Below are 25603 nucleotides of genomic sequence, written 5' to 3'. Positions count from 1 at the left end.
GTGCACCATTTGCGCACCGCGCAAACCCCGGGGTCGAGTACTGGCCAACAGAGGGCAGGGCGCAGCTGTTTTTTTGAAACTTCAACTTCCAATGGGTCCTAATACGACATGGCAATCCCGGACGCCCTGAGTCAGCAGCGAGCCTCGAGTCGCCTGCTGCAACCGACCGTCAAATCGCATCTGGCCTACACGCTGCTGTGCGCTCTGGTCATGATGGTGATGTTTTCCGCGCTGCGCCTCGCGCTGCTGGTCTACAACCGCGAAATGATCCTCGATACTCCAGCCTCGACCTTTATCGAAGCGTTCGCCAACGGCCTGCGTTTCGACCTGCGTCTGGTGGTCTACCTCAGCATTCCGCTGATCCTGGCACTGTTCAGTGCCCGGGCCATGGCGGCGCGTGGGTTCTTCCGTCTGTGGCTGACGGTGGCTTCCAGCATCGCGCTGTTCCTGGGCCTGATGGAGATGGACTTCTACCGTGAATTCCACCAGCGCCTCAACGGCCTGGTCTTCCAGTATGTGAAGGAAGACCCGAAAACCGTGATGAGCATGCTCTGGTACGGTTTTCCGGTGGTTCGCTACCTGCTGGCCTGGGCTGTAGGCACCTGGATCCTCAGCCTGGCGTTCAAGGGCGCCGACCGCGCCACCCGTCCCCGTGGTCCGTTCAGTGGCGGCAGCATCAGCACACGCCGGGTCGCGCCCTGGTACACACGCATTATGGTGTTCGTGGTCTGCCTGCTGATCTGCGTAGTCGCGGCCCGTGGCACTTTGCGCCAGGGCCCGCCAATGCGCTGGGGTGACGTCTACACCACCGATTCCAACTTCGCCAACCAACTGGGCCTCAACGGCACGCTGTCCCTGGTGGCGGCGGCGAAGAGCCGGATGTCCGAAGATCGCGACAACATCTGGAAAGCCACGTTGCCTCAACCGATGGCACAGCAGACCGTGCGCGACATGCTGGTGATGAAGGACGACAAACTGGTGGATGGCGAGACCGCGGCGGTGCGTCGCGACTACCTGCCACCGGCCGACAAGACCCTGCCGATCAAGAACGTCGTTGTGATCCTGATGGAAAGCATGGCCGGTCACTCGGTGGGCGCATTGGGCGCACCGGGCAACATCACGCCCTACCTCGACAAACTGTCGCAGGAAGGCCTGCTGTTCGACCGCTTCTTCTCCAACGGTACCCACACTCACCAGGGCATGTTCGCCACCATGGCGTGCTTCCCGAACCTGCCGGGTTTCGAATACCTGATGCAGACGCCGGAAGGCAGCCACAAGTTGTCTGGCCTGCCGCAGTTGCTCAGCGCCCGTGACTACGACGATGTATACGTCTACAACGGCGACTTCGCCTGGGATAACCAGTCGGGCTTCTTCAGCAATCAGGGCATGACCAACTTCATCGGGCGTAACGATTTCGTCAATCCGGTGTTCTCCGACCCGACCTGGGGCGTGTCCGACCAGGACATGTTCGACCGTGGCCTGGAAGAGCTGAAGGCTCGCGACGGCAAGGACAAGAAACCGTTCTATGCCTTGCTGCAAACGCTGTCCAACCACACCCCATACGCCTTGCCGACGCCATTGCCGGTCGAGCGCGTAACCGATCGCGGCAGTCTGAACGAACATTTGACCGCCATGCGTTACGCGGATTGGGCGCTGGGTCAGTTCTTCGAGAAGGCTCGCAAGGAGCCGTACTTCAAGGAAACCCTGTTTGTCGTTGTCGGCGACCACGGTTTCGGCAACGAGCGTCAGATCACCGAAATGGACCTGGGCCGTTTCAATGTGCCGATGCTGATGATCGCACCGGGCATCCAGGAAAAGTTCGGCAAGCTTGACCACACCGTCGGCACTCAAGTCGACATCGTGCCGACCATCATGGGCCGGATCGGCGGGGAAGTGCGCCATCAGTGCTGGGGGCGCGACCTGCTCAACCTCCCTGAGGGCGATACCGGTTTCGGCGTGATCAAGCCATCGGGCAGCGAGCAGACCACGGCCATCGTGACGGTCGACCAGATTCTGGTGCTGCCAAGGGACAAGGACATGGCGCCGAAGATGTATCGCTACGAACTGGGCGCCAAGCCGCACGCCGAAGTCGTGCCGGATGCACCGGGCACTGCCGAGATGAAAACCAGACTGGAAGCGTTCCTGCAGACGGCGACCAAAAGCCTGATCGATAACACCGCCGGTGTCATCGACGGCAAGCCGGATTAAGCCAAGCTCCGCGGGGGCTGATACCGATCAGTCAAGCCTGCGCGCCTGACCGTTAAAAGCAAAAAAACTGAATCCGATGCCTGTCCGGGCATCGGATTTTTTTATGCCTCTGTGGGACGTGATGGTTGGCAAATCAAGGCTTGTACCTGTCAACGTTGACAGTAGACAGCCCAGGGGGATGGGCGTTTTATACAGGTGCTTGCGCCACCTGAGCCGACGTTTGCAACAGCGACGTTGATAGTGTGCAGTGTGGCAAGGATGAGTGTCGATCTGTTCCTGTCTCTATGGCTTTCGGGCCATGTCTTGGTCATGCAGTGGAACCGCATTGGAAGACATTCCAATAGAAACATCGGGGTTGGCATTGGCTCTTTCTGGCCGGCCACTTCGGTTCAGGTGGTTCACCGCAGGACACCTAATCAGCAGATTTGTCCGACGGGTTGAAGCACTTGGCTGACGAGTGAGGCTTGCTTCATGACTAAGTCTGTCGGTGTGATTCGTTTGCTGTTGCTCCTGGGTCTGGTGGCGCTCGCCGCTGTCATCGCTTTGGTGATGTTCGCCAGAACATCAGATTCAACGCCCTCGCCTCAGTCCTGTACTGCGCCCCCTTATGAAAAGGGTAAGGTCTATGAACAGGGGCAACAGGTCCAGCACACCGGCCGACAGTTTGAATGCTGGAAAGATGAAGAGGCACCGCTGGGTGTCGGCAGTTGGCAATGGTGCCGGCTGCCGGTCTATGAGCCATTGGTGGTCGGCGGTCCGTGGAAGGATGCATGGAAGGAGCTCGGTGAATGCGGCGGCTTCGAGGGCAATCGCCTGACCTTGAGTTTTGCCACCCTCAGCGGCAAGGCACCCTTGAAACCGGCGGTGCCCGGTGTCGCTCGTGCCGATCAGGTGGTCACCGGTACCTTGCGCTGCAAGGCCGAGGAGATTGCAATCAGCGCGAAGGCCAACGAAACGATCCACCTCGATAACCTGAAAGCTTGCGACTACCAACTGGTCATGAACAGCGCCGATGGTTACATCCCGCTGAACACCCCGCGCATTGTCTCGTTCAAGGAGGCTCAGGGGGAAGAACAAGCGGTGGCGGTGAAGTACCGGCCGCCGGTGGAGGTGAGCAAACTCAGTGGTTTGCCGGGGATAAAAGTCGAGCTGTTTGCCCAAGGTCTTGTTCAGCCCCGGCAGATGGCCATGGGCAAGAACGTACTCTATGTCGGTTCCAGCGCGATTCCGTCGTACGTCTATGACGGAAAAATCGCCGACATGATCTACGCGCTGCCACTGGATGGGGCAGGCAAGCCGACGGGGATTTATGTGATCGCCAGCGGTCTGGAAGAACCCCATGGCGTGGCCTATCGCGATGGCGATCTGTATTACTCGACCACGGGTGGCCTGTATGTCTTGCGTAACGCGGACGACCATTACAAGGATCCGAAGCCCGAGCGGGTTTTCAACTTTCCGGCTGACGACAATCTGTTTCCCTTGCCCCCCTTGGCGTCGGGTTCGAACACGCGCATCTGGCACATGAAACACCCCTTGCGTTTCAACCCGCTCGATGCGTCGGACAAGTGGCTTTATACGGCGGTCGGTATTCCCTGCAACCTGTGCATGATCCCCGCCGATAAGCGTTATGGGACGATCTTGCGTTACTCCCTGGAAACCGGCGAGTCCGAGATTCTTGCCTCGGGGGTGCGCAATTCCGTGGGCTTCGACTGGAACCCCCAGGACGGCAAGCTATGGTTCAGCGACAACAATCGCCAGGGTTTTCCCAACCCTGATGAAGTCAACGTAATCAGCGGTCCCAGGTTACTTTTCGGCGTGCCGTATCGGTTCGGCAAAGGCACTCCCGGATTCACCCAAGAGGAATACCAGAACCCGGGCGTGATCCAGCCCCCCTTGGTGCCAGGCGCGATTGTTTCCGACAAGTCGCTCGAGCAGATCAAGCCTTCTGATTATGTGCCAGCCGCTTTTGAGTCGGGGACCAACACGGCGCCGCTCGGCGTCAAATTCTGGAGCGGTTACCCGACCACCCCCGGTACTCAGCGTTTGCTGGTCGCGGTGCATGGTGCGGGCTCCACCGCCCGCCCAGGCATGGATATCCAGATGTTGACCACTCAGGGTTCACGAGTGGTCAGCCAGATCCCGCTGATCAATGACTTTGTGCAGGATCCGGAAAAATTTGATGTCTATTGCCTGGACAACTCATGCATAGGCCGCCCCGTCGAGTTTCTTGAACTGGCCGATGGCAGCCTGCTGATCAGTGACGACGTCGCCGGGGTCATTTATCGCGTGCGTTATGACGCGACAGGGTTGCCGGCGACTCAATTGGCGTTGCTCCCGATGTTGCCCCCCGATGGGCTGGAAAACGAGATGGCCAGCGGTTACCTGATTGGACCCGATGGCAATAGCCGGCTGGTGCAAATGTCATTGAACCCGGCAGATAATGAGGCCGCGCTGGTGCTCAAGGGGCTTGCCTATGGCGAATATCAGTTGCGTCTCAATGACGTGAAAAACTGGATTCCCGTGGTGCGCAACACCTCCGTCACGCTATCGGAAACCAGCCAGAGTCAGAGCATCTATCTGCGATACCGCGAGCGGCCGATCAAGCTTGAGGTCAAGGTTACGATCAAGGCACCGGCCAAACCTGCTTCGGTCACCGACGCTCAATGGCACGTCAGCCTGGTTGACGAAAACCAAAGCAATGCCGAGCCACAGGTCATACAGGTTCCATGGGGCGGTAGTACCACGAAGCTCTTCGACTATGGCAACTACAAGGTCATCTACCCGTTTTACCGAAAAGAAAAACCCGAACCGGAACTGGAACGATTGGCCATTGATGAGTCCAGCGAGGACCAGCAGCTTCCAGCCATGGCCTATCGAAATGTCGAGAGCCTGGGCGAATCGGTCCTGGCGGGCGCCTGTACGAAATGTCACTCGGTCGAGTATTTCGACAGTGCGAGCAAGGCCTTGCTCTGGAGTGTGGCGGGGCGGGACGCGCTGGTCAGTCACATCAAGAGCATGCCGGTATCAGGGCATTGCGATACCACCTGTGCGACCGAGATCAGCAATCACTTGTTCGACTTTGTCTGGAAACGTTACCTGGATCAGGGTGAGTCCTATGGCGCACGGCAGTTGCGATTGCTGACGCCGAGTGAATACACCGCCAGCGTCAGGGACATCCTGGGTGTGGAGATCAATCCCGATAAGCTGCCGCCCGACAAATCGGAAAAAGACTTCAAGTACCCGGGTGAAGCGAACAAGGGCGTTCTGCAGGCGGAGGACGTCAAAGCGCTGTACGACGTGGCTTTGTCGGTGGCCGAAGAGGTTCCGCCAGCACGATTGAAGGCACTGGCCATCTCCCGGGCAGGGACCGATCTGGTGACCTCTCTGGGTTATCAGCTGTTCCGTCGACCCGTGACTGACGTGGAGCGTTCGCGTTACCAGGCACTTCTCGACGAGAAGGGTGCGCCCGCCCTGATTACCGCGCTCTTGATGTCGCCGCATTTTCTTTATCGCTCGGAGCTGGGGACCGCGACAGCACTGGCCAGCAACGTGTACCAGCTAACGCCGTTCGAGGTCGCGACCGCCCTCTCTTACAGCTTCCTGGGCACTACGCCGGATGCTGAACTATTGGCCAAGGCGCAGCGCAATGAATTGCAGACCTCACAACAGATCTCCGCAGAGATCGAGCGAATGATGCAGACGGATCGCGGCATCGAGCAGTTCAATCGCTTCATCAGCTATTACGTCAAAACCGTTCGCGGTGTTCAGGAAAAACCGGGACTCACCAAGCCAATGATTGAGCTCATGGCGCAGGAGCAGTATCTGCTGAGCAAAAACATGATGCTGGATTCAGGCACCCTGAGTAAGTTGTTCAATCCCGGTTTCACCTATTTGAATCAAACGCTGGCTGCGCATTATGGCATCAGCGGTGTGACGGGCAGCACGATGCAAAAGGTCGCGGTGGACGAAAAACGGGGAGGGCTGTTGCATCTGGGGCTGACTCAGGCGGCCACGTCGGACTTGGAGACCACCTCACTGGTCAAGCGCGGAATCATGATTCGCGAGCAAATGTTCTGCCGTGAGTTCGGCGCTCCGGTGGAGCCCGATCCTGTAGGTCCTGTGTATCCAGCTCGGGCCTTTACCACCCGTGAGCGCTGGGATTTGATCAACGGTGAGCAAGCGTCAGGAGGGCGCTGCTGGCAATGTCACCAATTCATGAATAACACCGGCGCCTCCATGGAGCATTACGACGCCGCCGGTCGTTATCGTACTCAGGAAAAAGCCTACAACTATGAGCAATATCCACAGATGTTGCCGATCAACGCCTCCGGTCCCTTCTTGAGTTCGACCGGTACCGAGCACGTCAATGACGTTCGCGGTATCGCCAACATTGTTCCACGGCATCCGGCATCCCAGTACTGCATGGCCGACAGTTACTTCCGGTTCATGTTCGGCAACAAATCGGATGCACAGACCTCGGGTATTGTGAGGGCAATTGCCGATGGCTTGAAAACCTCAGGTTCACTGGCAGAGATGTTACGAACCCTCGGTACTTCCAAAGCGTTCATTTACAAGACCGAGAGGAATTGATCATGGGCATTCTGAAAAGTCGTCGGCGTTTTCTGGCGGGCCTGGCTGCAGCGGGTGTCTATGGTCCCTTGACCCAATTCGGGTTGGCGCGCATGGCGTTGGCGGGGCAGTCAGAGCAAGCGCAGTTGAAGGTCTTGACTGTCGTCATACCCGACGGAACGGCGGTGGATTCCTACCAGGGCGGTGGTTTTGGGGATGGGCGAGGGTTGTGGCATCCCACCGCACAGGGCACGGATACCACGACCTTTACCTTGAATGAAGTCAGTAAAGAACTGGAGGCATATCGCAGCCAATCGTTGTACCTGCGCGGGATTATTTCGGGGCCGGGAAATTCAGGCCATAACAACTGGAACTATGTCTTGCGTGATAGCGCGCAGAGTCAATCATCGATTGATGTCTTGCTGGGGGCAGCGCTGCCGGGTACTGAACCGTCGCATCGCAGTCTCTTTTCCGGCCCCCACGCCGGGATCGACGGTACGCCCTGGTTTGTGTCATTTCAGGGGAATGCGATACGCACGCCCTACCGTGATCCCATGCTGATGGCTGAGTCGTTGTTCAAGGCCCCCTCGAAAACCCGACGTGCACTGGAGCCTGGAGCCGGAAAACTGCTGGAGGCATCCCTGGCAGATATCCTGGAAATCAAAAACAAGCTCTCCCCGGGCCAGCGGCAAAAGCTTGATACCCACCTGGATTCAGTTGAGCAGGTCATCAAGGACCTTGAGGAGACACGGCCGCCCGTGGGGGCGTGCGAGCCTATAACCCTCGAGCCGCTGGATTATCAGTCGGCCGTGCATCGCACGCGTATTCAGGCCGACCACCATAAAGTGGTGGCCACTGCCTTGAGTTGCGGGATCACCCGTGTCGCCACGATTCAGATCGGGCGTTCCGCGGAGTCGCTCAATATCGTAGATGTCAGTGCCACCAAGAATCCCCATGATTGCGCTCATCGCTACGCCGGGGAAGAACTCTGGAGGGGAACACGGCAATGGTATGTCAGGCAGGTCAAACTGTTGATGGATGAGCTGTCCAGATATGCGGACCCGGACATGCCCGGCCAAAGCCTGCTCGACTCTACTCTCGTCATAGTCACCAGCGAAATGGCTGACGGAGCCCCCGAACACTCGATCGATATGCCGCTGGTGTTGATGGGGGGCGCATGTGGCTTATTGAAATGCGGGGATGGCGCAGGACGCTATCTCAATATCACAGCGCAGGCCGATCGCACGCATCATACGGGGAACCCGGTCATCGGCAGGAACTTCGTCGACATGCAGCGAATCTGGGCAACCGTTGCCAAGGCCGCCGGAACCAGTGTGCCTTATGGCGGCAATATCAACCCGGTCAGCGGGATATTCACTAACGTATGAATCAAAAACAGCGATGCCAGTCAGGTTGACTGACTGGCATCGTTTTTTTGCGGGTTTTTGTTGGTTTTTCAGACTTTCATATCTTGCCGAGTAACAACAGGATCAGTATCACCACCAACACCACGCCGATGATACCGGACGGGCCATAACCCCAACTTCTGGAGTGCGGGAAGACCGGCAGACCACCGATCAGTAACAGGATCAGAATGATGAGTAGAATTGTGCCCATGTCTATTTCCTTGCTGTAAGAGTTCAGGAATGACCTAGTCGTTAGTGGTCAGCGGGAATGCAATTAATTCGAGCTGCTTAAAAAATCCGACTGCTGCGCGCCGAAGAAAATTCCAAGTTTTTTTAATGTTTTTCGAACAAGGGATTATTTCCTTTCCAGTGGCATTAGTTGTCGGCGACGCTTCCAGGGTTTGCCCGGGCCATTCAGCAATCTGATGGAGCGTGGGTCGGGCAGTATCCTTCGCTACACTCGACGCATCTTCCCCGGAACAACAAGGCTGTTTGCTATGCAAAATCGCATGATGATCACTGGTGCGGGCTCTGGCCTGGGTCGCGAAATCGCGCTGCGCTGGGCGCGTGAAGGCTGGCAACTGGCCTTGTCCGACGTCAGTGAGCCTGGCTTGCAGGAAACTTTGAAGTTGGTGCGTGAAGCCGGTGGCGACGGTTTTACCCAGCGTTGCGACGTGCGCGATTACAGTCAGCTGACAGCCTTTGCCCAGGCCTGCGAAGTGAAACTCGGCGGTATCGATGTGATCGTCAACAACGCGGGCGTGGCATCGGGCGGGTTCTTCAGCGAACTGTCCCTGGAAGACTGGGACTGGCAGATCGCGATCAACCTGATGGGCGTCGTCAAAGGCTGCAAGGCCTTCCTGCCGCTTCTGGAAAAGAGCAAAGGCAAGATCATCAACATCGCGTCGATGGCTGCCTTGATGCAAGGCCCGGCCATGAGCAACTACAACGTGGCCAAGGCCGGCGTGGTAGCGTTGTCCGAAAGCCTGTTGATCGAACTGGCGCACCAGGAAGTCGGTGTGCATGTGGTTTGTCCGTCATTCTTCCAGACCAACCTGCTGGACTCATTCCGCGGCCCGACCCCGGCCATGAAGGCCCAGGTCGGCAAGTTGCTGGAAAGTTCGCCCATCAGCGCTGCTGACATTGCCGACTACATCTACCGACAGGTCGCTGCCGGCGAGTTCATGATCCTGCCTCATGAGCAGGGTCGTATGGCTTGGGCGCTCAAACAGAAAAACCCGCAGCTGCTGTACAACGAAATGACCGTAATGGCCGACAAGATGCGCGCCAAGGCCAAACAAACCGCCGGCTGATCTTGCCCGCAGGCGACAGCGTCGTTAGGGTGACCGCCATCGGTCATCCTCGCGAGGCGTTCGCATGCTCAATTACCTGTGGTTTTTTCTGGCGGCGCTGTTCGAGATCGCCGGTTGCTTCGCCTTCTGGATGTGGCTGCGTCAGGGCAAGAGTGTCTGGTGGGTGGTCCCGGCGTTGCTCAGCCTGACCTTGTTCGCGCTGTTGCTGACCCGCATTGAAGCCTCCTACGCCGGTCGCGCCTATGCCGCTTACGGCGGTATCTACATCATTGCCTCGATTGGCTGGCTGGCGGTGGTCGAGCGGATTCGTCCACTGGGCTCGGACTGGATCGGCGTGGCGCTGTGCGTGATCGGGGCGAGCGTCATCCTGTTCGGTCCGCGCTTTTCCGCCTCCTGAGGGATTGCAACTTCATACACACGACCTGTCGGACGTTTCCGTCAGGGGAGTTGGTCGTGGGCTGTCAGTTCGGTCTGGATTACCGCCGTTGTCTTGAAGGCTCGCCGTACGCCGGGCATCTTCAGGGTCCGGTAACCCTGAAGGACAAAGGCCATGCTTGTACTCAGTCGCGTTGTGGGCGAATTGATTTCCATCGGTGACACCATTTCCATACGCGTCCTTGCCGTCAACGGAAACAATGTGCGTTTTGGCGTCGAGGCTCCACGGCACATCAATGTGCACCGTTGCGAGATCTACGAGCGGATCCGGCTCAAACTGCCACGCAAGAAAAAATCAGTCGAATAGATGTTTAGGCACGTCGTGCTTGAGCATCAACTGGCATTGCTCGCTTTCCGGGTCGAAGACGATCAGTGCCTGGCCTTTGGTCAGCGCCTGGCGCACGCGCAGGACACGGGTTTCCAGTGGCGTGTCATCGCCATTGTCGGTGCCGTCACGGGTGACGAAATCTTCGATCAGGCGGGTCAGGGTGTCGACTTCAAGTTGGTCGTGGGGAATCAGCATGGGGCACCTCGGCTAAGCAATGGCGCGATGCTACGGCGAATGTTGTGTTGCGGCTAGCCTGGATTCATGTGTCGTCTGATCCACCGCATCGCCGCGAAGGCGTCAGACCAGACGATGAAAATCCCGGATCAACTATCCGACCGCTGCCCCACCAGGCTATCCACCGACGGCACCCGCGTATCATTCTCCATCTGGGTATCGTGTTCGATCTGATGACTGAAGCGGTCCAGCGAGCCCGTGGCCGGTTGCGCGTCGCTGGCGAATACGGGCGGGCTGAGGATGTAAGCGCCAAGCAGACGACTGAGGGCGGCGAGGCTGTCGATGTGGGTGCGTTCGTAGCCGTGGGTCGCGTCGCAGCCGAAAGCGAGCAGGGCGGTGCGGATGTCATGGCCGGCTGTGACCGCCGAGTGGGCATCGCTGAAATAGTAACGAAACAGGTCGCGGCGTACCGGCAACTCGTTGTCGCTGGCCAGGCGCAGCAGATGCCGCGACAAGTGATAGTCATACGGCCCGCCGGAGTCCTGCATCGCAATACTCACGGCGTGTTCGCTGGAATGCTGGCCGGGCGCGACCGGTGCGATGTCGATGCCGACGAATTCGCTGACATCCCATGGCAGCGCGGCCGCCGCGCCACTCCCGGTTTCCTCGGTGATGGTGAACAGCGGGTGGCAGTCGATCAGCAATTCTTCACCGCTGTCGACGATGGCTTTCAATGCCGCCAGCAACGCCGCGACACCGGCCTTGTCGTCGAGGTGACGGGCGCTGATATGGCCGCTTTCGGTGAACTCCGGCAAGGGGTCGAAGGCCACGAAGTCGCCGACGCTGATCCCCAGTGAATCGCAATCGGCACGTGTCGCGCAGTAGGCATCCAGACGCAACTCGACATGATCCCAACTGATCGGCATTTCATCCACAGCGGTGTTGAACGCGTGCCCGGACGCCATCAGCGGCAACACGCTGCCACGGATCACGCCATTGTCGGTGAACAGGCTCACCCGACTGCCTTCGGCAAAACGACTGGACCAGCAACCCACCGGTGCGAGGGTCAGACGGCCGTTGTCCTTTACCGCACGCACGGCTGCGCCAATGGTGTCCAGGTGGGCCGACACGGCGCGGTCGGGGCTGTTCTTCCTGCCCTTGAGCGTGGCGCGGATGGTGCCGCGGCGAGTCATCTCGAACGGAATGTCCAGCTCTTCAAGTCGCTCGGCGACATAGCGCACGATGGTATCGGTGAACCCGGTGGGGCTGGGAATGGCGAGCATCTCCAGCAGGACTTTTTGCAGGTAGGTCAAGTCCGGTTCGGGATATTTAATGGTCATGGAAACTCCTGATGGGTTGAGGGCATCGATGGTTTCGATGAGGAGGAAATTCGTTGCCTGCCAGACCGCTTTCGCGAGCAGGCTCGCTCCCACAGGGAACTGCGGTCAGATGTGGGAGCGAGCCTGCTCGCGAAGGCAATGGCACGGGCAACACATCAATGTCAGGAAACCGGCTGACTGTGCGGAAACAACAAATCCACAAACCGCTCAGCCGTCGGCTGCGGTTCATGATTGGCCAGTCCGGCGCGTTCATTGGCTTCGATAAATACGTACTCCGGTTGATTGGCGGCGGACACCATCAAATCCAGGCCGACCATGGGAATGTCCAATGCCCGCGCGGCTCGCACCGCGGCATCCGCCAGGGTCGGGTGCAGAATGGCGGTGACGTCTTCGAGAATCCCACCTGTGTGCAGATTCGCCGTGCGCCGGACGAACAGATGCTCGCCAGCCGGCAGAATGCTGCCGTAGTCGTAGCCGGCGGCTTTCAGGGTGCGCTCGGTTTCCGGGTCCAGCGGGATCTTGCTTTCACCTCCCGTGGCCGCCTGTCGCCGTCGACTCTGGGCTTCGATCAGGGCACCGATGGAATGCTGACCGTCCCCCACCACTTCGGCGGGGTGACGAATCGCGGCGGCGACCACTTCGAAGCCGATCACCAGAACCCGCAGGTCGAGGCCTTCGTGGAAGCTTTCCAACAGCACGCGATTGTCGAATCGGCGAGCGGCCTCGATGGCCTGCTGGACATCTTCGATGGTCTGCAAATCCACGGCCACGCCTTGTCCCTGTTCACCGTCCAGCGGCTTGACCACCACCCTGTGATGCTCGTCGAGAAACGCCAGGTTGTCATCGGCGTTGCCCGCCAATTGCTGCGCGGGCAGGTTCAGGCCGGCAGCCTTGAGCACTTTGTGGGTCAGGCTCTTGTCCTGGCACAGCGTCATGCTGATGGCGCTGGTCAGGTCGCTAAGGGACTCGCGGCAACGCACCCGGCGTCCGCCATGGCTGAGTGTGAACATCCCGGCATCGGCGTCATCCACTTGCACGTCGATACCACGTCGGTGCGCTTCCTCGACGATGATCCGCGCATAAGGATTGAACTTGGCTTCGGGGCCGGGGCCGAGAAACAGCGGCTGGTTGATGCCGTTCTTGCGTTTGATGGCGAAGGTCGAGAGGTTGCGAAAGCCGAGTTTGGCGTAAAGGTTTTTCGCCTGGCGGTTGTCGTGCAGCACCGACAGATCGAGGTAACTCAGCCCGCGACTCATGAAATGTTCGATCAAATGCCGCACCAGCACTTCACCGACACCCGGTCGCGAACAGTGCGGATCGACCGCTAGGCACCACAGGCTGCAGCCGTTTTCCGGGTCGTTGAACGCCCTGTGATGATTGAGGCCCATGACACTGCCGATCACCGCACCGCTGTCCTCGTCCTCAGCCAGCCAGTACACCGGGCCGCCTGAGTGGCGCGGCGTCAGCAAGGTGGCATCGACCGGCAGCATGCCCCGTGCGTGATACAGCTGGTTGATTGCGTTCCAGTCGGCGTCGCTCTGCACGCGGCGGATACGAAAACCGCGAAACACCCGGGTGGCCTGGCGGTAATCGCTGAACCACAGGCGCAAGGTGTCGGACGGGTCGAGGAACAACTGCGTCGGTTCCAGGCCCAGCACTTGCTGGGGGGCGGCGACATAGAGCGCGATATCGCGTTCGCCGGGTTGCTCGTTGAGCAACTCCCGGGCGAGGCTGGCCGCATCGGCAAAGGTATGGCCGATCAGCAACCGGCCCCAACCGCAATGCACTGCGATCGGTACCGCGCCAAGTGTGCTGCCGTCTTCGGCCAGACGCGCCTGCAAACGCTCGTAAGAGGGCGCCTGACCGCGCAACAGACGTTGGTTGATCGCCGTGGCGTGGGGTTTCATCGATCAGATTCCTTGTTCGCTGAGCCACAGGTTCAGCGCCGCCAGTTGCCACAGCTTGGAGCCACGCAACGGGGTCAACTGACCTTGCGGGTCGGTCAACAGACGGTCGAGCATGGCCGGGGTGAACAGGCCGCGATCCTGGCTCGGATCGAGCAGCAAGTCGCGCACCCAGTTCAGCGTGTCACCCTGCAAATGCTTAAGGCCCGGCACCGGGAAGTAGCCTTTCTTGCGGTCGATCACCTCACTAGGGATCACCAGTCGCGCCGCTTCCTTGAGCACTTGCTTGCCGCCGCCCGGTAGCTTGAACTTGCCGGGTACCCGGGCTGACAACTCCACCAGGCGATAGTCCAGAAACGGCGTGCGCGCTTCCAGGCCCCAGGCCATGGTCATGTTGTCGACACGTTTGACCGGGTCGTCCACCAGCATCACTGTGCTGTCCAGGCGCAGGGCTTTGTCCACGGCGGCGTCGGCACCCGGCAGTGCGAAATGTTCTTTGACGAAGTCGCCGGCGGCGTCATGGGCTGTCAGCCATTTCGGTTGCACGGTGGCGGCGTAGTCGTCGTAGCTGCGGTCGAAAAACGCCTCGCGATAAGCCGCGTAAGGATCGTCGGCACCGTCGACCTGCGGATACCAGTGGTAGCCGGCGAACAGTTCGTCGGCGCCCTGGCCGCTCTGCACCACTTTGCAGTGCTTGGCCACTTCCCGCGACAGCAGGTAAAAGGCGATGCAGTCGTGGCTGACCATGGGTTCGCTCATCGCGCGGAACGCGGCGGGCAGTTGTTCGATGATCTCTTTTTCATCGATGCGCAGTTGGTGATGCTGCGTCCCGTAGTGTTGGGCGATCAGGTCCGAGTATTGAAATTCGTCGCCGCGCTCGCCGCCGGCATCCTGGAATCCGATGGAAAAGGTCGAGAGATTATCCACGCCGACTTCACGCAGCAAACCGACGAGCATGCTCGAGTCGACACCGCCGGACAGCAGCACACCGACATCGACCGCCGCCCGCTGACGAATCGCCACCGCATTGCGAGTACTGTCGAGCACCCGATCGCGCCAGTCTTCGAGGGTCAGGTTCATTTCATCGGCGCGCGGGCCATAGGGCAGGGTCCACCAGGTTTTCTGCTCGGTGGTGCCATCGGCGTCGATACGCATCCAGGTGGCGGGCGGCAGTTTTTCGATACCTGCCAGCAGGGTGCGCGGCGCGGGGACCACGGCGTGGAAGTTCAGGTAGTGGTTGAGTGCGACCGGGTCGAGGATCGGGTTGATGTCCCCACCCTTGAGCAATGCTGGCAAGGACGAGGCAAAGCGCAGGCGCTGGCCGGTGCGCGACAGGTACAGCGGCTTGACGCCGAGGCGGTCGCGGGCGATGAACAGGCGTTTGGCATCGCGATCCCAAATGGCGAACGCGAACATGCCATTGATTTTCGGCAGCAGCGCCTCACCCCAGGCGTGAAAACCTTTGAGCAGCACTTCGGTGTCGCCACCGGAATAGAAGGCATACCCCAGGCTTTCCAGCTCGGTGCGCAATTCCGGGAAGTTATAGATCGCGCCGTTGAAGGCCAAGGACAGGCCCAGTTGATGGTCGATCATCGGCTGCGCCGAGCGGTTCGACAGGTCCATGATTTTCAGGCGTCGGTGGCCCAGGGCAATTGGCCCCTGGCTGTGAAATCCCCAGGCGTCGGGGCCGCGTGGTGCCAGGTGATGGGTGATTCGCTCAACGGCTGCAAGGTTTGCAGGTTGATTGTCAAAACGTAACTCGCCAGCTAATCCGCACATAAATTCCTTACCGGTTTTTCCGTTGGGGAGGGTCACTCAATACCGCGCCAAAACGGCGGGTACTCAGAAACTGACCCGACTCGGTAACGGGAGTTTTAGATCGATCGGTTATAAGAAGGCTTTATCGTCCGAATGGCCAACGCAGCACAGATGCGGATTTCGGTGGTGGTAATTATTGAAGTGATGCATTGGAGTAGCTGCTTGGATGCGCCCCGGTTCGATCCGCTATTCGAGTTATTAATCGGCTGTTGAGCTTCATAAACTGGGGGCCTCTTAACGCAATAAGGATATTGCTCATGCCTCCTGAATTACCCAAGTCTACATCCGCGGCTGTACCCATGACCCCAGAACAACGCCTCGAGGCATTGTTGGAACACACCGGCGATCTGGACAAGGCCGAGGTGTTGCAGGCGTCTATTCCTGAATGGTTGGCCAATGCCGATCTGAAAGTGGTGCAGGCTCTGAAAGCCGCTTTCGAGCAATCATTTCTGGCTCAAGCCAAGGCCAGGACGGCGCTCGAAAAGCTCAAGCCGCTGGACGAGTTCTGCAAAGAGCAACTGACGGCTTTCCTCAAGGGTAAATGGACGATCGATTTCGACGTCGAGCGGGACACGCTGGATATCCCCAAAAAAGAATATTCGTCAACAGGACTGTTTCCTCTCGGCTACTTGAACAACGCGGACACCCTCTCACGCAGCCTGCTTCACGCGGCCATGGAAAACTTCACCTCCGGGGAAGCGAAAATTGACGGAGTGTCGGCGGGCTCAGTGATTCGGATCGATGCAAAGGTCCAGTCAGGCACTGAAATAACCCCCGATAAATTCGCAACACTCTGTCGTGAACTCGACTTGGGCGCCCGCTATCAGCGGCATATTGACGAGGCCCTGGCGTTGCCGGCCAAACCCGAAAAAGGCGCGCCTGTCGATGATCGGGCCTCTGTCGCCGACATCCGGCGGTTGAAGGTGCTGGACCTGCAAGTCGCCCTCCACATGGCCTACCTGAAAAAGGACATCACCCAAGCCGCTTACACAATGCTGCTGAACGTGATCGAACAGGACCTCCCAGCGGGTCAAACCAGGGACGCACTGTTTGATGGCGGGCCGGTGCTTTGGCAAGGGCTGATGATTCATGACACTTGCATCTGTGGGGCACTGGTATTTACCAAGGTCTCCATTGATAGCAATTCGAAGGCCCGTTGTGTGGTTTACATGCCGAACGAACCCCGACGACCGCTGTATGAATATGCCTCTCTGGATGAATTCAAGGTCTACCTGACCCTTCATTTGCAAAGCAAAAGCTACAGAAAATCTTTCGCCGAGCAGTACCTGCACGGTCACGATAAAACCGGATTCTTTACTTCATTCGATAAAGACAAGGTCTTGGGTACGCTTACCGCCACGCTCGCCGACACCTGCTTTGGCGATTTTCTCTTCGGTGCATTCGTCAAAAAGATTCAAGAAGACGCGCGAATCCTTGTCGTTTCAACCGAAGACGTCGATGAGCAACAACGGGAAAAAACTATTCAGTTATTGCTCGAAGGCGGTCTATTGCTGTTGAACGCGGCGGCTTTGTTCGTACCCGTTATCGGCCAACTGATGTTGGCGGTAGCCACTGTCGACATTGTCAGCGAGGTCTATGAAGGTGTGGTTGACTGGACGCACGGTGAGCGAAACGAGGCTTTATCTCATCTGCTGAACGTTGTTGAAAATGTCGCGCAATTGGCTGCGTTTGCGGTGGGCGGCAAAATCGTTACCGCCATCAACAACAGTGTGAAAGAGCAGGCGGCGTTCTTCGATGGATTCGAAACCGTCACCCGTATGGATGGAAAAGCCAGGTTATGGAAACCGAATCTCGAACCCTATCGGCAGTCCACGACACCGCCAGCCGACGTTCAAGCTGACCCGCAAGGGCTCTACCGGCATGCCGGGCTGACGTCGATCGTCATCGGTGGCGCGCCCTATCGAGTGTCCCGCAAAACCGAAGGGGCGCCATGGACCATCGAACACCCTGTGCGGGCCGACGCCTTCCAGCCTGCCATCGAACGAAACGTGGAGGGTGGCTGGCGGCATGTTTATGAACACGCCCACGAGTGGCACGATACGGCTTATGCATTGGGACGCACGAGCCCGCGCCTGAGCGAGCTTGACACTGACCTGGAGGCGTTGGCTGACGTCACCGACCTGTCGACCGACCAGTTGCACTACTTGCATGAAAGCAACCTTAAGTTGCCGCAGCGGCTGAACGATTGTGTCGAGCGGATAAAGCTCGACCGATCCATCACCCGGATGATCGAAGCCATGGAGCGCGCGGAGACCGCGAACACCGACTTCATCCAGGAGCAACTGCATACACTGCCCAGGCTCCCCGGCTGGCCGGAGGAGCGATTCATTGAAGTGCGCGACGAGAATGACCTGGTCGTGTCCCGCTTCCCCGAGTCAGCCCCCCACGACGATGACATCAACAGTGTGCATGTCAGCCAGGCGCAACTGGATTCGGGAGAACTGCTCGACACCGTCATCAGTGGTCTGTACCCGAAAGAAGTCGAGGCCATGATCGGCAGCACGACCACTGAATCGAAAGCGCAGTTGATGGCAAAGCAGATCGCGGCCAGTCTCAAAAGCAATCGCCGGCCGCTGCATGAGTGGCTGTATAAAACCTATGACGGCTCCGCCGCCGGTAACGTTGCGACGCTGCGCAAACAGGCACCCGACCTGCCCACCCGCGTGTGTCAGGAGTTGCTGGAGAATGCCTCTGGCAGGGATCGCCTTTTCCTGCGTGACCGCAAGATCCTGGGCATGGATCTCGCCCGTCAGGTGGCTGAGGCCAGGGCCGCGCTCAGGCAGGACCGTGCACTGACGGGGTTGCGCTTCCCGCAACTGGCCAATGCCGACACTGACAAACTGGCGCTCGGGCTGATGGACCGTGTGCAGGGCTGGGACGATGGTTACCGACTTGAACTGCGACAGGGGTCGGCGACTGGCGTCATGCTCGATAGCGTGGGTGTAGCCGATGCGCTGTCGCACGGGGTCATCGTCAAGACGACTTCCGGCTATCAGTTCACCCAACGCAATGGCAACGTGTCCTCCACCCTGACGAGCAGTACGCTGCTTCAGTCGATAGTCGATGCATTGCCTCCCACCCAACGCACCGACATGGGGCTCACGGGCGACGATTCACTGGACTTGCTGACGCTACGAGTACGGCTTTCAAGGGCGGGCGCTGGCGATCCGGCGCATACCGCGCGAGTGTTGCGGGGAGAGCGCAGTGAAACGGCGAAACATCTGGCGGCTTGTGTCCAGGCGAGTCCGCCTGCTGCGGGTTCTTACTCGAGGGGGTTGATTCGTAAAGTCAGGAAACTCTATCCGCTGTTCACGGATGCCCAGGTTTCGTCGTTTCTCGACAACGCCGGCAGTACTCAGATTGCACGGGTGAATCGAATCAACGAACTGGGGCAGCAACTGAAAAAACTGCGTGGGGTACTGCACACCTGGCTTAACGATGAAACGCAAATGAAGACATTGCCGGGGCCGCTCGACGATATTCGTGTCGGTCGTTGTCAGGTGGCCAATGCCATCGAAAATTGCTGGCGCCGGGTGGCGCGGCAAAATCAGGCCAGTACATCACTCACGCTGGACCGCAACCCGGTGGGGCCGTTACCGGCATTGACCGAGCAGGATGTGGCCCATGTGCGCACCCTCTCGATCAAGGACATGCAGGCCGGCGATGAGCTGGCGTATTTTCTCAAGCCGTTCAAAGGGCTTGTCACGCTGGAACTGGACCGCAATCAACTCACACGCTTGCCCGAAGTGTTGTCGCACATGCCCCACCTTGAGCACTTGCGGCTGGACGGCAATCAGATCCAACTGACCGAATACACCTTGCGCAAGCTGGCCGATCTGCGAAATCTGCGCACGCTGGGACTCGGCGGCAATCGCCTGGGGGCCACGATCGATGTGAGCAAAATGCTGGATTTGCAATCGCTGTTCCTGCGCGATACCCATATCACGGAACTGCCCGTTGGACTTAACCGCCCGCCGTATCTGAATATCGTGGACTTGCGGGGTAACCAGATCCGGGAGTTGCCCGATTGGCTGTTCCAGGTCACTCCACGATTCGCCCGAACGATCAACCTGCGGGATAACCCGATATCCGCAGCGAGCCGTGTGAAACTGGAAACCTTCCGTGACAACACGGGTATCGGCTTGGGGCTGCTCGACGACGATGTCTCGGTGCTCAGTGAACAACGGGCTCGAGATCTGTGGATGCCGGATCGGCGTGAAGATACCTATGCCCGTCGAAACAGTGCCTGGCTGGCGCTGAAACACGAACCCCATTCGAAGGGATTCTTTGAGCTGCTGGCCGATGTCGGAGGCACCGCGGATAACCGCTTTGAGCGCGAAGACATGACCCGGAGGGTCTGGAGTGTGATTGAGGCGACTCAGACAGATTCGGCGTTGCGCGATCAATTGCTGTCGATGGCGTTGAAAGCCCATTGCACTGACGATGCCGCGACGATCTTCAGTCATCTTGAGGTGGCGGTGGATCTCCACACGGTGGTTCGAGAGTCCGCCAATGCTCATGACCGGGCGACTCGGCTGTTGAGTCTTGGGCGACGGCTGTTCCGCCTCGATTGCCTCGACCGTCTCGCTCGGGAGCATGCCAATGCCCATCCCAAGTTCGATCCGGTGGAAGTGGCGCTGGCTTTTCGCACCGGCCTGGCCGAGACACTCAAGCTGGTCGGTCAGCCCCGGCATATGCGGTATGCATCCCTTGGCGGCGTGAAACCGGAGGATCTGGTAACGGCCCGCGACAAGGTCGTCGCCGCAGAGAACTCCCCCGAACTGCTGGCTTTTTTGAGTGATCTCACGTTCTGGGGCGATTTTCTGCGAGAGCATCACGAAAAACAGTTCACTGACCTTGCTGCACCCTTTCACGCGCGGATGGAGACCGCCACAGAAAACGAGGCGACGCTTGGCGCGGACTATCTCCCCCAGGTCGACGGCATCGCCAATGAATTCAAGCGTGCCGAGAACCTGTTGTTAAGGCGTTTGACCGAGGCGGCCATCAGGGCTGACGAGTCGCAGACTTGCTTTGCGCTGGACTGACCCTTTCAGGCCTTGCCTCGGATCAAGCGGCGCAAGGCAAAGCGGTTCGGATGACAGGCCTCTGCCACTGCTCTGGACAGGGGCAGAGGTTCGTCATCCAGCCAGGCAGCCAGCAACTCACCTGACAAGGGCGCGGTAATCAACCCTCTCGAGCCGTGACCACTGTTGACGTACAGGCCTTCGAGCCACGGGCAAGGAATGTCCGGCGTTTTCCGCGCATCCTTGCCCAGAGCGCTGTAGGTGTCAGCAAATGCCTCACCGTCAGCCAGCGGACCGATGATCGGCAGGTAGTCGGGGCTGGTGCAGCGAAACGCCGCGCGACCTTCGAGCACTTCAGGTTGCAAGGTGTTCGCGCCGAGCCGGGCGACCAGATCCAGCGAAATTTCTTCGAGCATCTGCAGGTTGCCCGCATGCTCGGCCGCTGTGGGTGTCAGATCTTCATTGTTGAAATCGAAACTGGCGCCCAGGGTATGTTCACCCAATCGGGCTGGCGCGACATAACCTTCGGCGCAGACCACGGTGCTCAGGCTTTGGCTCTGACCCGTCTGGGGCAAGCGCGTGATCTGTCCGCGAATGCGCTTGAGCGGCAGCTCGCTGCTGTACGAAAAGCGCTTGATCTCGGCGGCACCGGCCAATACCGCCACGGGCGCATCGGCCAGTAACCTGTCGCCATCCCACGCTTGCCACCGTCCGTCCACGCGACGCAGCTCCAACACATCGTGATGCGTCAGCACCTGAATGTTCGATTGCGTTGCCTGCCATTGGCACAGGGCAGGTGGATGCACCCAACCGCCTTCGGGATAAAACAGGCCGCCCGCCGGCAGCGCGATACCGGCGCGAGCCTCGGCCTGCGCTTGATCGAGTGTGTGCAGCAAGTCTTCGGGAAACGCCGCCGCCAATTGTGCCTGGCGTTCGGCTTCCTTGGCATTGAACGCCAGCTGCAGGACCCCGCAATCGTCCCAGTCCACACCGCGCTGCAAATGCTCAAGCAGGCGCCGTGTGTAGCCGAATCCACTGACAATCAGTTGCGACAATGCGGTGCCATGGGCTGACAGCTTGAGGTAAAGCACGCCTTGAGGATTGCCCGAGGCTTCCTGCGCCAGTGCGGCGTGACGCTCCAGCAAGCTGACCTGCCAGCCCCGCGTCGCGAGGCTGGCAGCTGTTGCGCAACCGGCCAGGCCGGCACCGATCACCAGTGCCCGACGTTCGCCGGTCAGCGGCGTCGGACGCGTAAACCAGGGTTTGGCCATGGCGGGCATCGGGACTTCGTCAGGCCAACCCAGGAAGGCACCTCGCAGGATTTCCCATTTGTGGCCGATGCCGGGCGTGCGCTTCATCTTGAAACCTGCTGCATTCAACAGCCTGCGTACCCAACCGGTGCTGGTGAAGGTGCTGATCGTCGTATCAGGCGCTGACAGTCGTGCCAACTCGGCAAACAGTTCGGCGGTCCACATGTCGGGGTTTTTCGCCGGAGCGAAACCGTCCAGAAACCAGGCGTCGATTTGCGCGTCCAGCTGCGGTAACTGTTCCAGGGCATCGCCGATCAGCAAGGTCAACGTCACCCGGCCGTTGGCCAGGGTCAGGCGCTGAAAGCCCTGGTGAATTGCCACGTACTGCGCGAGCAATTGATCGGCAAACACCTTGAGTTCCGGCCACAGCGCCAGGGCACGTTGCAGGTCGGCAGGGCTCAACGGGTACTTTTCGACGCTGACAAAATGCAGTCGCGCATTGGCCGTCGCATGTTGTTCGAACACCTGCCAGGCGCACAGGAAATTCAGTCCGGTCCCGAAACCGGTCTCGCCGATAACCAGCCGACCGCCATTTGGCAATGCAGCAAAGCGCTCGGCCAAACGGTTCTGTTCGATGAACACGTAGCGGGTTTCGTCCAGCCCCGATTGATCGGAGAAATACACATCATCGAACACTCGCGAATAGGGGCGACCTTGATCGTCCCAATCAAGCTGGGCGTGGGGCATTACAGGTTTCATGGCAGGCTCGGCAACGGCAAGGCGGCCATTCTAGCCGATCGCGTCGTGTTGTTCGTCCCGGACCCTGTGGGAGCGAGCTTGCTCGCGATGGACGTTCACGATAACGCGTGTTTCCTGAATGAACGCGTTGCTCTTGAATCCATCGCGGGCAAGCTCGCTCCCATAAGGTCAATCCGCTAGTCTTGCTCAGATCTGGAAAGGAGCCCCCCATGTTCGAATCCGCCGAAATCGATCACACCATCGACAAAGAAACCTACGAAGCCGAAGTGCCGGCCCTGCGCGAAGCCTTGCTCGAAGCGCAGTTCGAACTCCAGCAGCAGAAGCGCTTTCCGGTGATCATTCTGATCAACGGCATCGAAGGGGCCGGCAAGGGCGAGACGGTCAAGTTGCTCAATGAATGGATGGACCCGCGTCTCATAGAGGTCCGCACCTTCGACCAGCAAACCGACGAAGAGCTGGCGCGACCACCGGCCTGGCGTTATTGGCGGATGCTGCCGGCCAAGGGCCGCATGGGGATTTTTTTCGGCAACTGGTACAGCCAGATCCTGCAGGCCCGGGTCCATGGCGTAATCAAGGATCCCCGGCTGGACCAAGGCATCAACGGTGCCGAACGCCTGGAAAAAATGCTGTGCGATGAGGGCGCGCTGATCTTCAAGTTCTGGTTCCACCTGTCCAAGAAGCAAATGAAGGCGCGCCTCAAGGCATTGGCTGATGACCCGCTGCACAGCTGGCGCATCAGCCCGCTGGACTGGCAGCAGTCCGAAACCTACGACAGGTTCGTGAAGTTCGGCGAACGGATTCTGCGTCGCACCAGTCGTGACTATGCGCCTTGGCATGTGATCGCCGGGATGAATGCGAACTATCGCAGTCTGGCGGTAGGCAAGATTTTGCTCGAAGGCCTGCAAGGCGCGTTGAAACGTCCGAAAATCCACCCGGAGAAAGTCAGCGCCGCGCCCGTGTTCCCCAGCGTTGATCAAGTGAACCTGCTCGATAGTCTCGACCTGAACCTGCGTCTGTCCAAGGACGATTATGAAGAGCAATTGATTACCGAGCAGGCGCGGTTTTCCGGGTTGATGCGTGACAAGCGCATGCGCCGCCATGCACTGGTGGCGGTGTTCGAAGGCAACGATGCGGCGGGCAAGGGTGGGGCGATCCGCCGGGTCGCGGCGGCGCTGGATCCGCGTCAGTACAACATCGTGCCGATTGCCGCACCGACCGAAGAGGAGCGGGCGCAGCCGTACCTCTGGCGTTTCTGGCGGCATATTCCGGCGCGGGGCAAATTCACCGTGTTCGACCGCTCCTGGTATGGCCGGGTGCTGGTCGAACGGGTCGAAGGCTATTGCAGTCCGGCGGACTGGTTGCGCGCCTACAGTGAAATCAACGATTTCGAAGAACAAGTCGCCGACGCCGGGGTGATCGTGGTCAAGTTCTGGCTGGCCATCGACAAGCAGACGCAATTGGAACGCTTCCAGGAGCGCGAAGAAATCCCCTTCAAACGCTTCAAAATCACCGAGGATGACTGGCGCAATCGCGACAAATGGGATGACTACCGCGCTGCTGTCGGCGACATGGTCGATCGCACCAGCACCGAAATTTCGCCGTGGACGCTGATTGAAGCCAATGACAAGCGTTGGGCGCGGGTCAAGGTTTTGCGCACGATCAACCGCGCGTTGGAAGACGCGTTCGAAAATTCCGGCAAGCGAGAGCGCAAGGGCAAGCAGTGAGGCGATGGTTACGCATACGCGGGGTGAATGATTGTCGCGGTCGGTAATTGAGTGGGCTTATGCTCGGGCCATTCCTAACCGACAACAACAATGAGGTATGCCATGCGTGAAGTGGTGATCGTCGACAGCGTGCGGACCGGCCTGGCCAAATCCTTTCGCGGCAAGTTCAACATGACCCGTCCGGACGACATGGCGGCGCATTGTGTCGACGCCTTGCTGGCGCGCACCGGCATCGATCCGGCCAGCATCGAGGACTGCATCGTCGGCGCCGGCTCCAACGAAGGCGCTCAGGGTTACAACATCGGGCGCAACGTCGCGGTGCTGTCGGGCCTGGGGATCGGCACCGCCGGCATGACCCTCAACCGCTTCTGCTCGTCGGGCTTGCAGGCCATCGCCATCGCCGCCAACCAGATCGCTTCGGGCTGCAGCGACATTATCGTCGCCGGTGGTGTCGAGTCGATCAGCCTGACCATGAAAAGCGTCAACACCGATCACCTGATCAACCCGCTGCTCAAGGAGCAGGTGCCGGGCATCTACTTCCCGATGGGGCAGACGGCCGAAATCGTCGCGCGTCGCTACAACGTCAGCCGCGAAGAGCAGGATCTGTACGCCCTGCAAAGCCAGCAACGCACCGCCCAGGCGCAGGCTGACAGGTTGTTCGACGATGAAATCGTGCCGATGGCGGTGAAATACCGCGTTGAAGACAAAGCCACCGGTCAAGTGCAGATCCTCGATGGCATTGTTGATCGCGATGACTGCAACCGTCCCGACACCACGCTGCAAAGCCTGGCCGGATTGAAGCCGGTCTTTGCCGAAGACGGCTCGGTCACCGCCGGCAATTCTTCGCAGCTGTCCGACGGCGCGTCCATGACCCTGGTGATGAGCCTGGAAAAAGCCCTGGCGCTGGGCTTGAAGCCCAAGGCGTTCTTCCGCGGATTCACCGTGGCGGGGTGCGAGCCGGATGAAATGGGTATCGGCCCGGTGTTCTCCGTGCCGAAGCTGCTCAAGGCCAAGGGCTTGCAGATCGGCGACATCGATTTGTGGGAGCTGAACGAAGCATTCGCCTCGCAGTGCCTGTACGCGCGCAATCGGCTGGAAATCGATAGCGACAAGTACAACGTCAATGGCGGCTCGATTTCCATCGGTCATCCATTCGGCATGACCGGTTCGCGTCAGGTCGGGCACATCGTTCGCGAGTTGCAGCGGCGCAATCTGCGGTACGGCATGCGCGCCCAGGACAACGCCCCCGCCACGCACTTTCGCAGTGACCGTCTATGTCGGGTAAATGGGAAGTTGTATTTCTGCACTCGGGAAAACACGCTGGAGGGGC

The 25603-nt window shown here is 59.2% G+C and carries 15 protein-coding genes; 9 read left to right on the top strand and 6 right to left on the bottom strand.

Annotated features, from left to right (window positions below):
* The first annotated feature begins 108 nt into the window (after positions 1-108).
* From FFS64_RS05120 to FFS64_RS05110, 3 genes are all read left to right on the top strand, one after another.
* Positions 109-2208: an LTA synthase family protein gene (locus FFS64_RS05120; RefSeq protein ID WP_137804463.1), complete on the top strand. Its 2100-nt coding sequence runs from the start codon at positions 109-111 to the stop codon at positions 2206-2208.
* A 471-nt stretch (positions 2209-2679) separates the two neighbouring features.
* Positions 2680-6798 carry a DUF1592 domain-containing protein gene (locus FFS64_RS05115; protein ID WP_137804462.1) on the top strand — a complete coding sequence of 1373 codons (4119 nt, stop codon included), beginning with the start codon at positions 2680-2682 and terminating at the stop codon, positions 6796-6798.
* Positions 6799-6800: 2 nt separating this feature from the next.
* Positions 6801-8165: a DUF1552 domain-containing protein gene (locus FFS64_RS05110; RefSeq protein ID WP_137804461.1), complete on the top strand. Its 1365-nt coding sequence runs from the start codon at positions 6801-6803 to the stop codon at positions 8163-8165.
* A gap of 76 nt (positions 8166-8241) precedes the next feature.
* Here FFS64_RS05110 and FFS64_RS05105 read toward each other — a convergent pair whose 3' ends face one another.
* On the bottom strand, positions 8242-8400 hold the full coding sequence (locus tag FFS64_RS05105; RefSeq protein WP_170948722.1) for a DUF3309 family protein: 159 nt from the start codon (positions 8398-8400) through the stop codon (positions 8242-8244).
* Between the two features lie 280 nt (positions 8401-8680).
* On the opposite strand from FFS64_RS05105, the gene FFS64_RS05100 reads away from it, so the two are divergent.
* From FFS64_RS05100 to csrA, 3 genes are all read left to right on the top strand, one after another.
* Positions 8681-9496, top strand: coding sequence for an SDR family oxidoreductase (locus FFS64_RS05100; protein WP_137804460.1), 816 nt, complete (start codon positions 8681-8683; stop codon positions 9494-9496).
* A gap of 64 nt (positions 9497-9560) precedes the next feature.
* Positions 9561-9893 (top strand): YnfA family protein, encoded by a 333-nt coding sequence (locus FFS64_RS05095; RefSeq protein WP_137804459.1) that lies wholly within the window; start codon positions 9561-9563, stop codon positions 9891-9893.
* A gap of 153 nt (positions 9894-10046) precedes the next feature.
* Positions 10047-10238, top strand: coding sequence for a carbon storage regulator CsrA (gene csrA, locus FFS64_RS05090; protein WP_095196466.1), 192 nt, complete (start codon positions 10047-10049; stop codon positions 10236-10238).
* Here the strand turns inward: csrA and FFS64_RS05085 are convergent.
* The 4 genes from FFS64_RS05085 to FFS64_RS05070 form a co-directional block, all read right to left on the bottom strand.
* The gene (locus FFS64_RS05085; RefSeq protein ID WP_003199186.1) at positions 10227-10454 is read right to left on the bottom strand and encodes a YheU family protein; all 228 of its coding nucleotides are present in this window, start codon (positions 10452-10454) and stop codon (positions 10227-10229) included. The two genes, csrA and FFS64_RS05085, sit on opposite strands and share 12 nt — an antisense overlap.
* Positions 10455-10582: 128 nt before the next feature.
* Positions 10583-11773: an osmoprotectant NAGGN system M42 family peptidase gene (locus FFS64_RS05080; RefSeq protein ID WP_137804458.1), complete on the bottom strand. Its 1191-nt coding sequence runs from the start codon at positions 11771-11773 to the stop codon at positions 10583-10585.
* Between the two features lie 161 nt (positions 11774-11934).
* Positions 11935-13680 (bottom strand): N-acetylglutaminylglutamine synthetase, encoded by a 1746-nt coding sequence (gene ngg / locus FFS64_RS05075; RefSeq protein WP_137804457.1) that lies wholly within the window; start codon positions 13678-13680, stop codon positions 11935-11937.
* A gap of 3 nt (positions 13681-13683) precedes the next feature.
* Positions 13684-15456, bottom strand: a complete 1773-nt coding sequence (locus tag FFS64_RS05070) for an N-acetylglutaminylglutamine amidotransferase (protein WP_137804456.1) — start codon at positions 15454-15456, stop codon at positions 13684-13686.
* 338 nt (positions 15457-15794) lie between these two features.
* On the opposite strand from FFS64_RS05070, the gene FFS64_RS05065 reads away from it, so the two are divergent.
* Positions 15795-20561 carry an NEL-type E3 ubiquitin ligase domain-containing protein gene (locus FFS64_RS05065; RefSeq protein ID WP_256660408.1) on the top strand — a complete coding sequence of 1589 codons (4767 nt, stop codon included), beginning with the start codon at positions 15795-15797 and terminating at the stop codon, positions 20559-20561.
* A 5-nt stretch (positions 20562-20566) separates the two neighbouring features.
* Here the strand turns inward: FFS64_RS05065 and mnmC are convergent, their stop codons facing one another.
* Complete coding sequence (mnmC, locus tag FFS64_RS05060) at positions 20567-22549, bottom strand: bifunctional tRNA (5-methylaminomethyl-2-thiouridine)(34)-methyltransferase MnmD/FAD-dependent 5-carboxymethylaminomethyl-2-thiouridine(34) oxidoreductase MnmC (protein WP_137804454.1); 1983 nt, start codon at positions 22547-22549, stop codon at positions 20567-20569.
* 209 nt (positions 22550-22758) lie between these two features.
* Here mnmC and pap point away from each other — a divergent pair, with 209 nt between their 5' ends.
* A complete protein-coding gene (pap, locus tag FFS64_RS05050) occupies positions 22759-24273 on the top strand; it encodes a polyphosphate:AMP phosphotransferase (RefSeq protein WP_137804452.1) in 1515 nt (504 codons plus the stop codon).
* Positions 24274-24375: 102 nt separating this feature from the next.
* Positions 24376-25603, top strand: a 1228-nt coding sequence (locus tag FFS64_RS05045) for an acetyl-CoA C-acyltransferase (RefSeq protein WP_256660407.1), incomplete at its 3' end; no start/stop codon positions are given.

Origin of the sequence: Pseudomonas sp. G(2018) (assembly GCF_005502415.1) — a bacterium.
Lineage (GTDB): Bacteria > Pseudomonadota > Gammaproteobacteria > Pseudomonadales > Pseudomonadaceae > Aquipseudomonas.
This window is presented reverse-complemented; position numbering and strand designations above follow the sequence as displayed.

What these genes read in the sequence shown, in the direction of transcription:
- FFS64_RS05120 (WP_137804463.1), top strand. Translation starts at nt 109, where the DNA reads ATGGCAATCCCGGACGCCCTGAGTCAGCAGCGAGCCTCGAGTCGCCTG.
- FFS64_RS05095 (WP_137804459.1), top strand. Translation starts at nt 9,561, where the DNA reads ATGCTCAATTACCTGTGGTTTTTTCTGGCGGCGCTGTTCGAGATCGCC.
- FFS64_RS05065 (WP_256660408.1), top strand. Translation starts at nt 15,795, where the DNA reads ATGACCCCAGAACAACGCCTCGAGGCATTGTTGGAACACACCGGCGAT.
- csrA (WP_095196466.1), top strand. Translation starts at nt 10,047, where the DNA reads ATGCTTGTACTCAGTCGCGTTGTGGGCGAATTGATTTCCATCGGTGAC.
- mnmC (WP_137804454.1), bottom strand. Translation starts at nt 22,549, where the DNA reads ATGAAACCTGTAATGCCCCACGCCCAGCTTGATTGGGACGATCAAGGT.
- ngg (WP_137804457.1), bottom strand. Translation starts at nt 13,680, where the DNA reads ATGAAACCCCACGCCACGGCGATCAACCAACGTCTGTTGCGCGGTCAG.
- FFS64_RS05115 (WP_137804462.1), top strand. Translation starts at nt 2,680, where the DNA reads ATGACTAAGTCTGTCGGTGTGATTCGTTTGCTGTTGCTCCTGGGTCTG.
- FFS64_RS05080 (WP_137804458.1), bottom strand. Translation starts at nt 11,773, where the DNA reads ATGACCATTAAATATCCCGAACCGGACTTGACCTACCTGCAAAAAGTC.
- FFS64_RS05110 (WP_137804461.1), top strand. Translation starts at nt 6,801, where the DNA reads ATGGGCATTCTGAAAAGTCGTCGGCGTTTTCTGGCGGGCCTGGCTGCA.
- FFS64_RS05070 (WP_137804456.1), bottom strand. Translation starts at nt 15,456, where the DNA reads ATGTGCGGATTAGCTGGCGAGTTACGTTTTGACAATCAACCTGCAAAC.
- FFS64_RS05100 (WP_137804460.1), top strand. Translation starts at nt 8,681, where the DNA reads ATGCAAAATCGCATGATGATCACTGGTGCGGGCTCTGGCCTGGGTCGC.
- FFS64_RS05085 (WP_003199186.1), bottom strand. Translation starts at nt 10,454, where the DNA reads ATGCTGATTCCCCACGACCAACTTGAAGTCGACACCCTGACCCGCCTG.
- pap (WP_137804452.1), top strand. Translation starts at nt 22,759, where the DNA reads ATGTTCGAATCCGCCGAAATCGATCACACCATCGACAAAGAAACCTAC.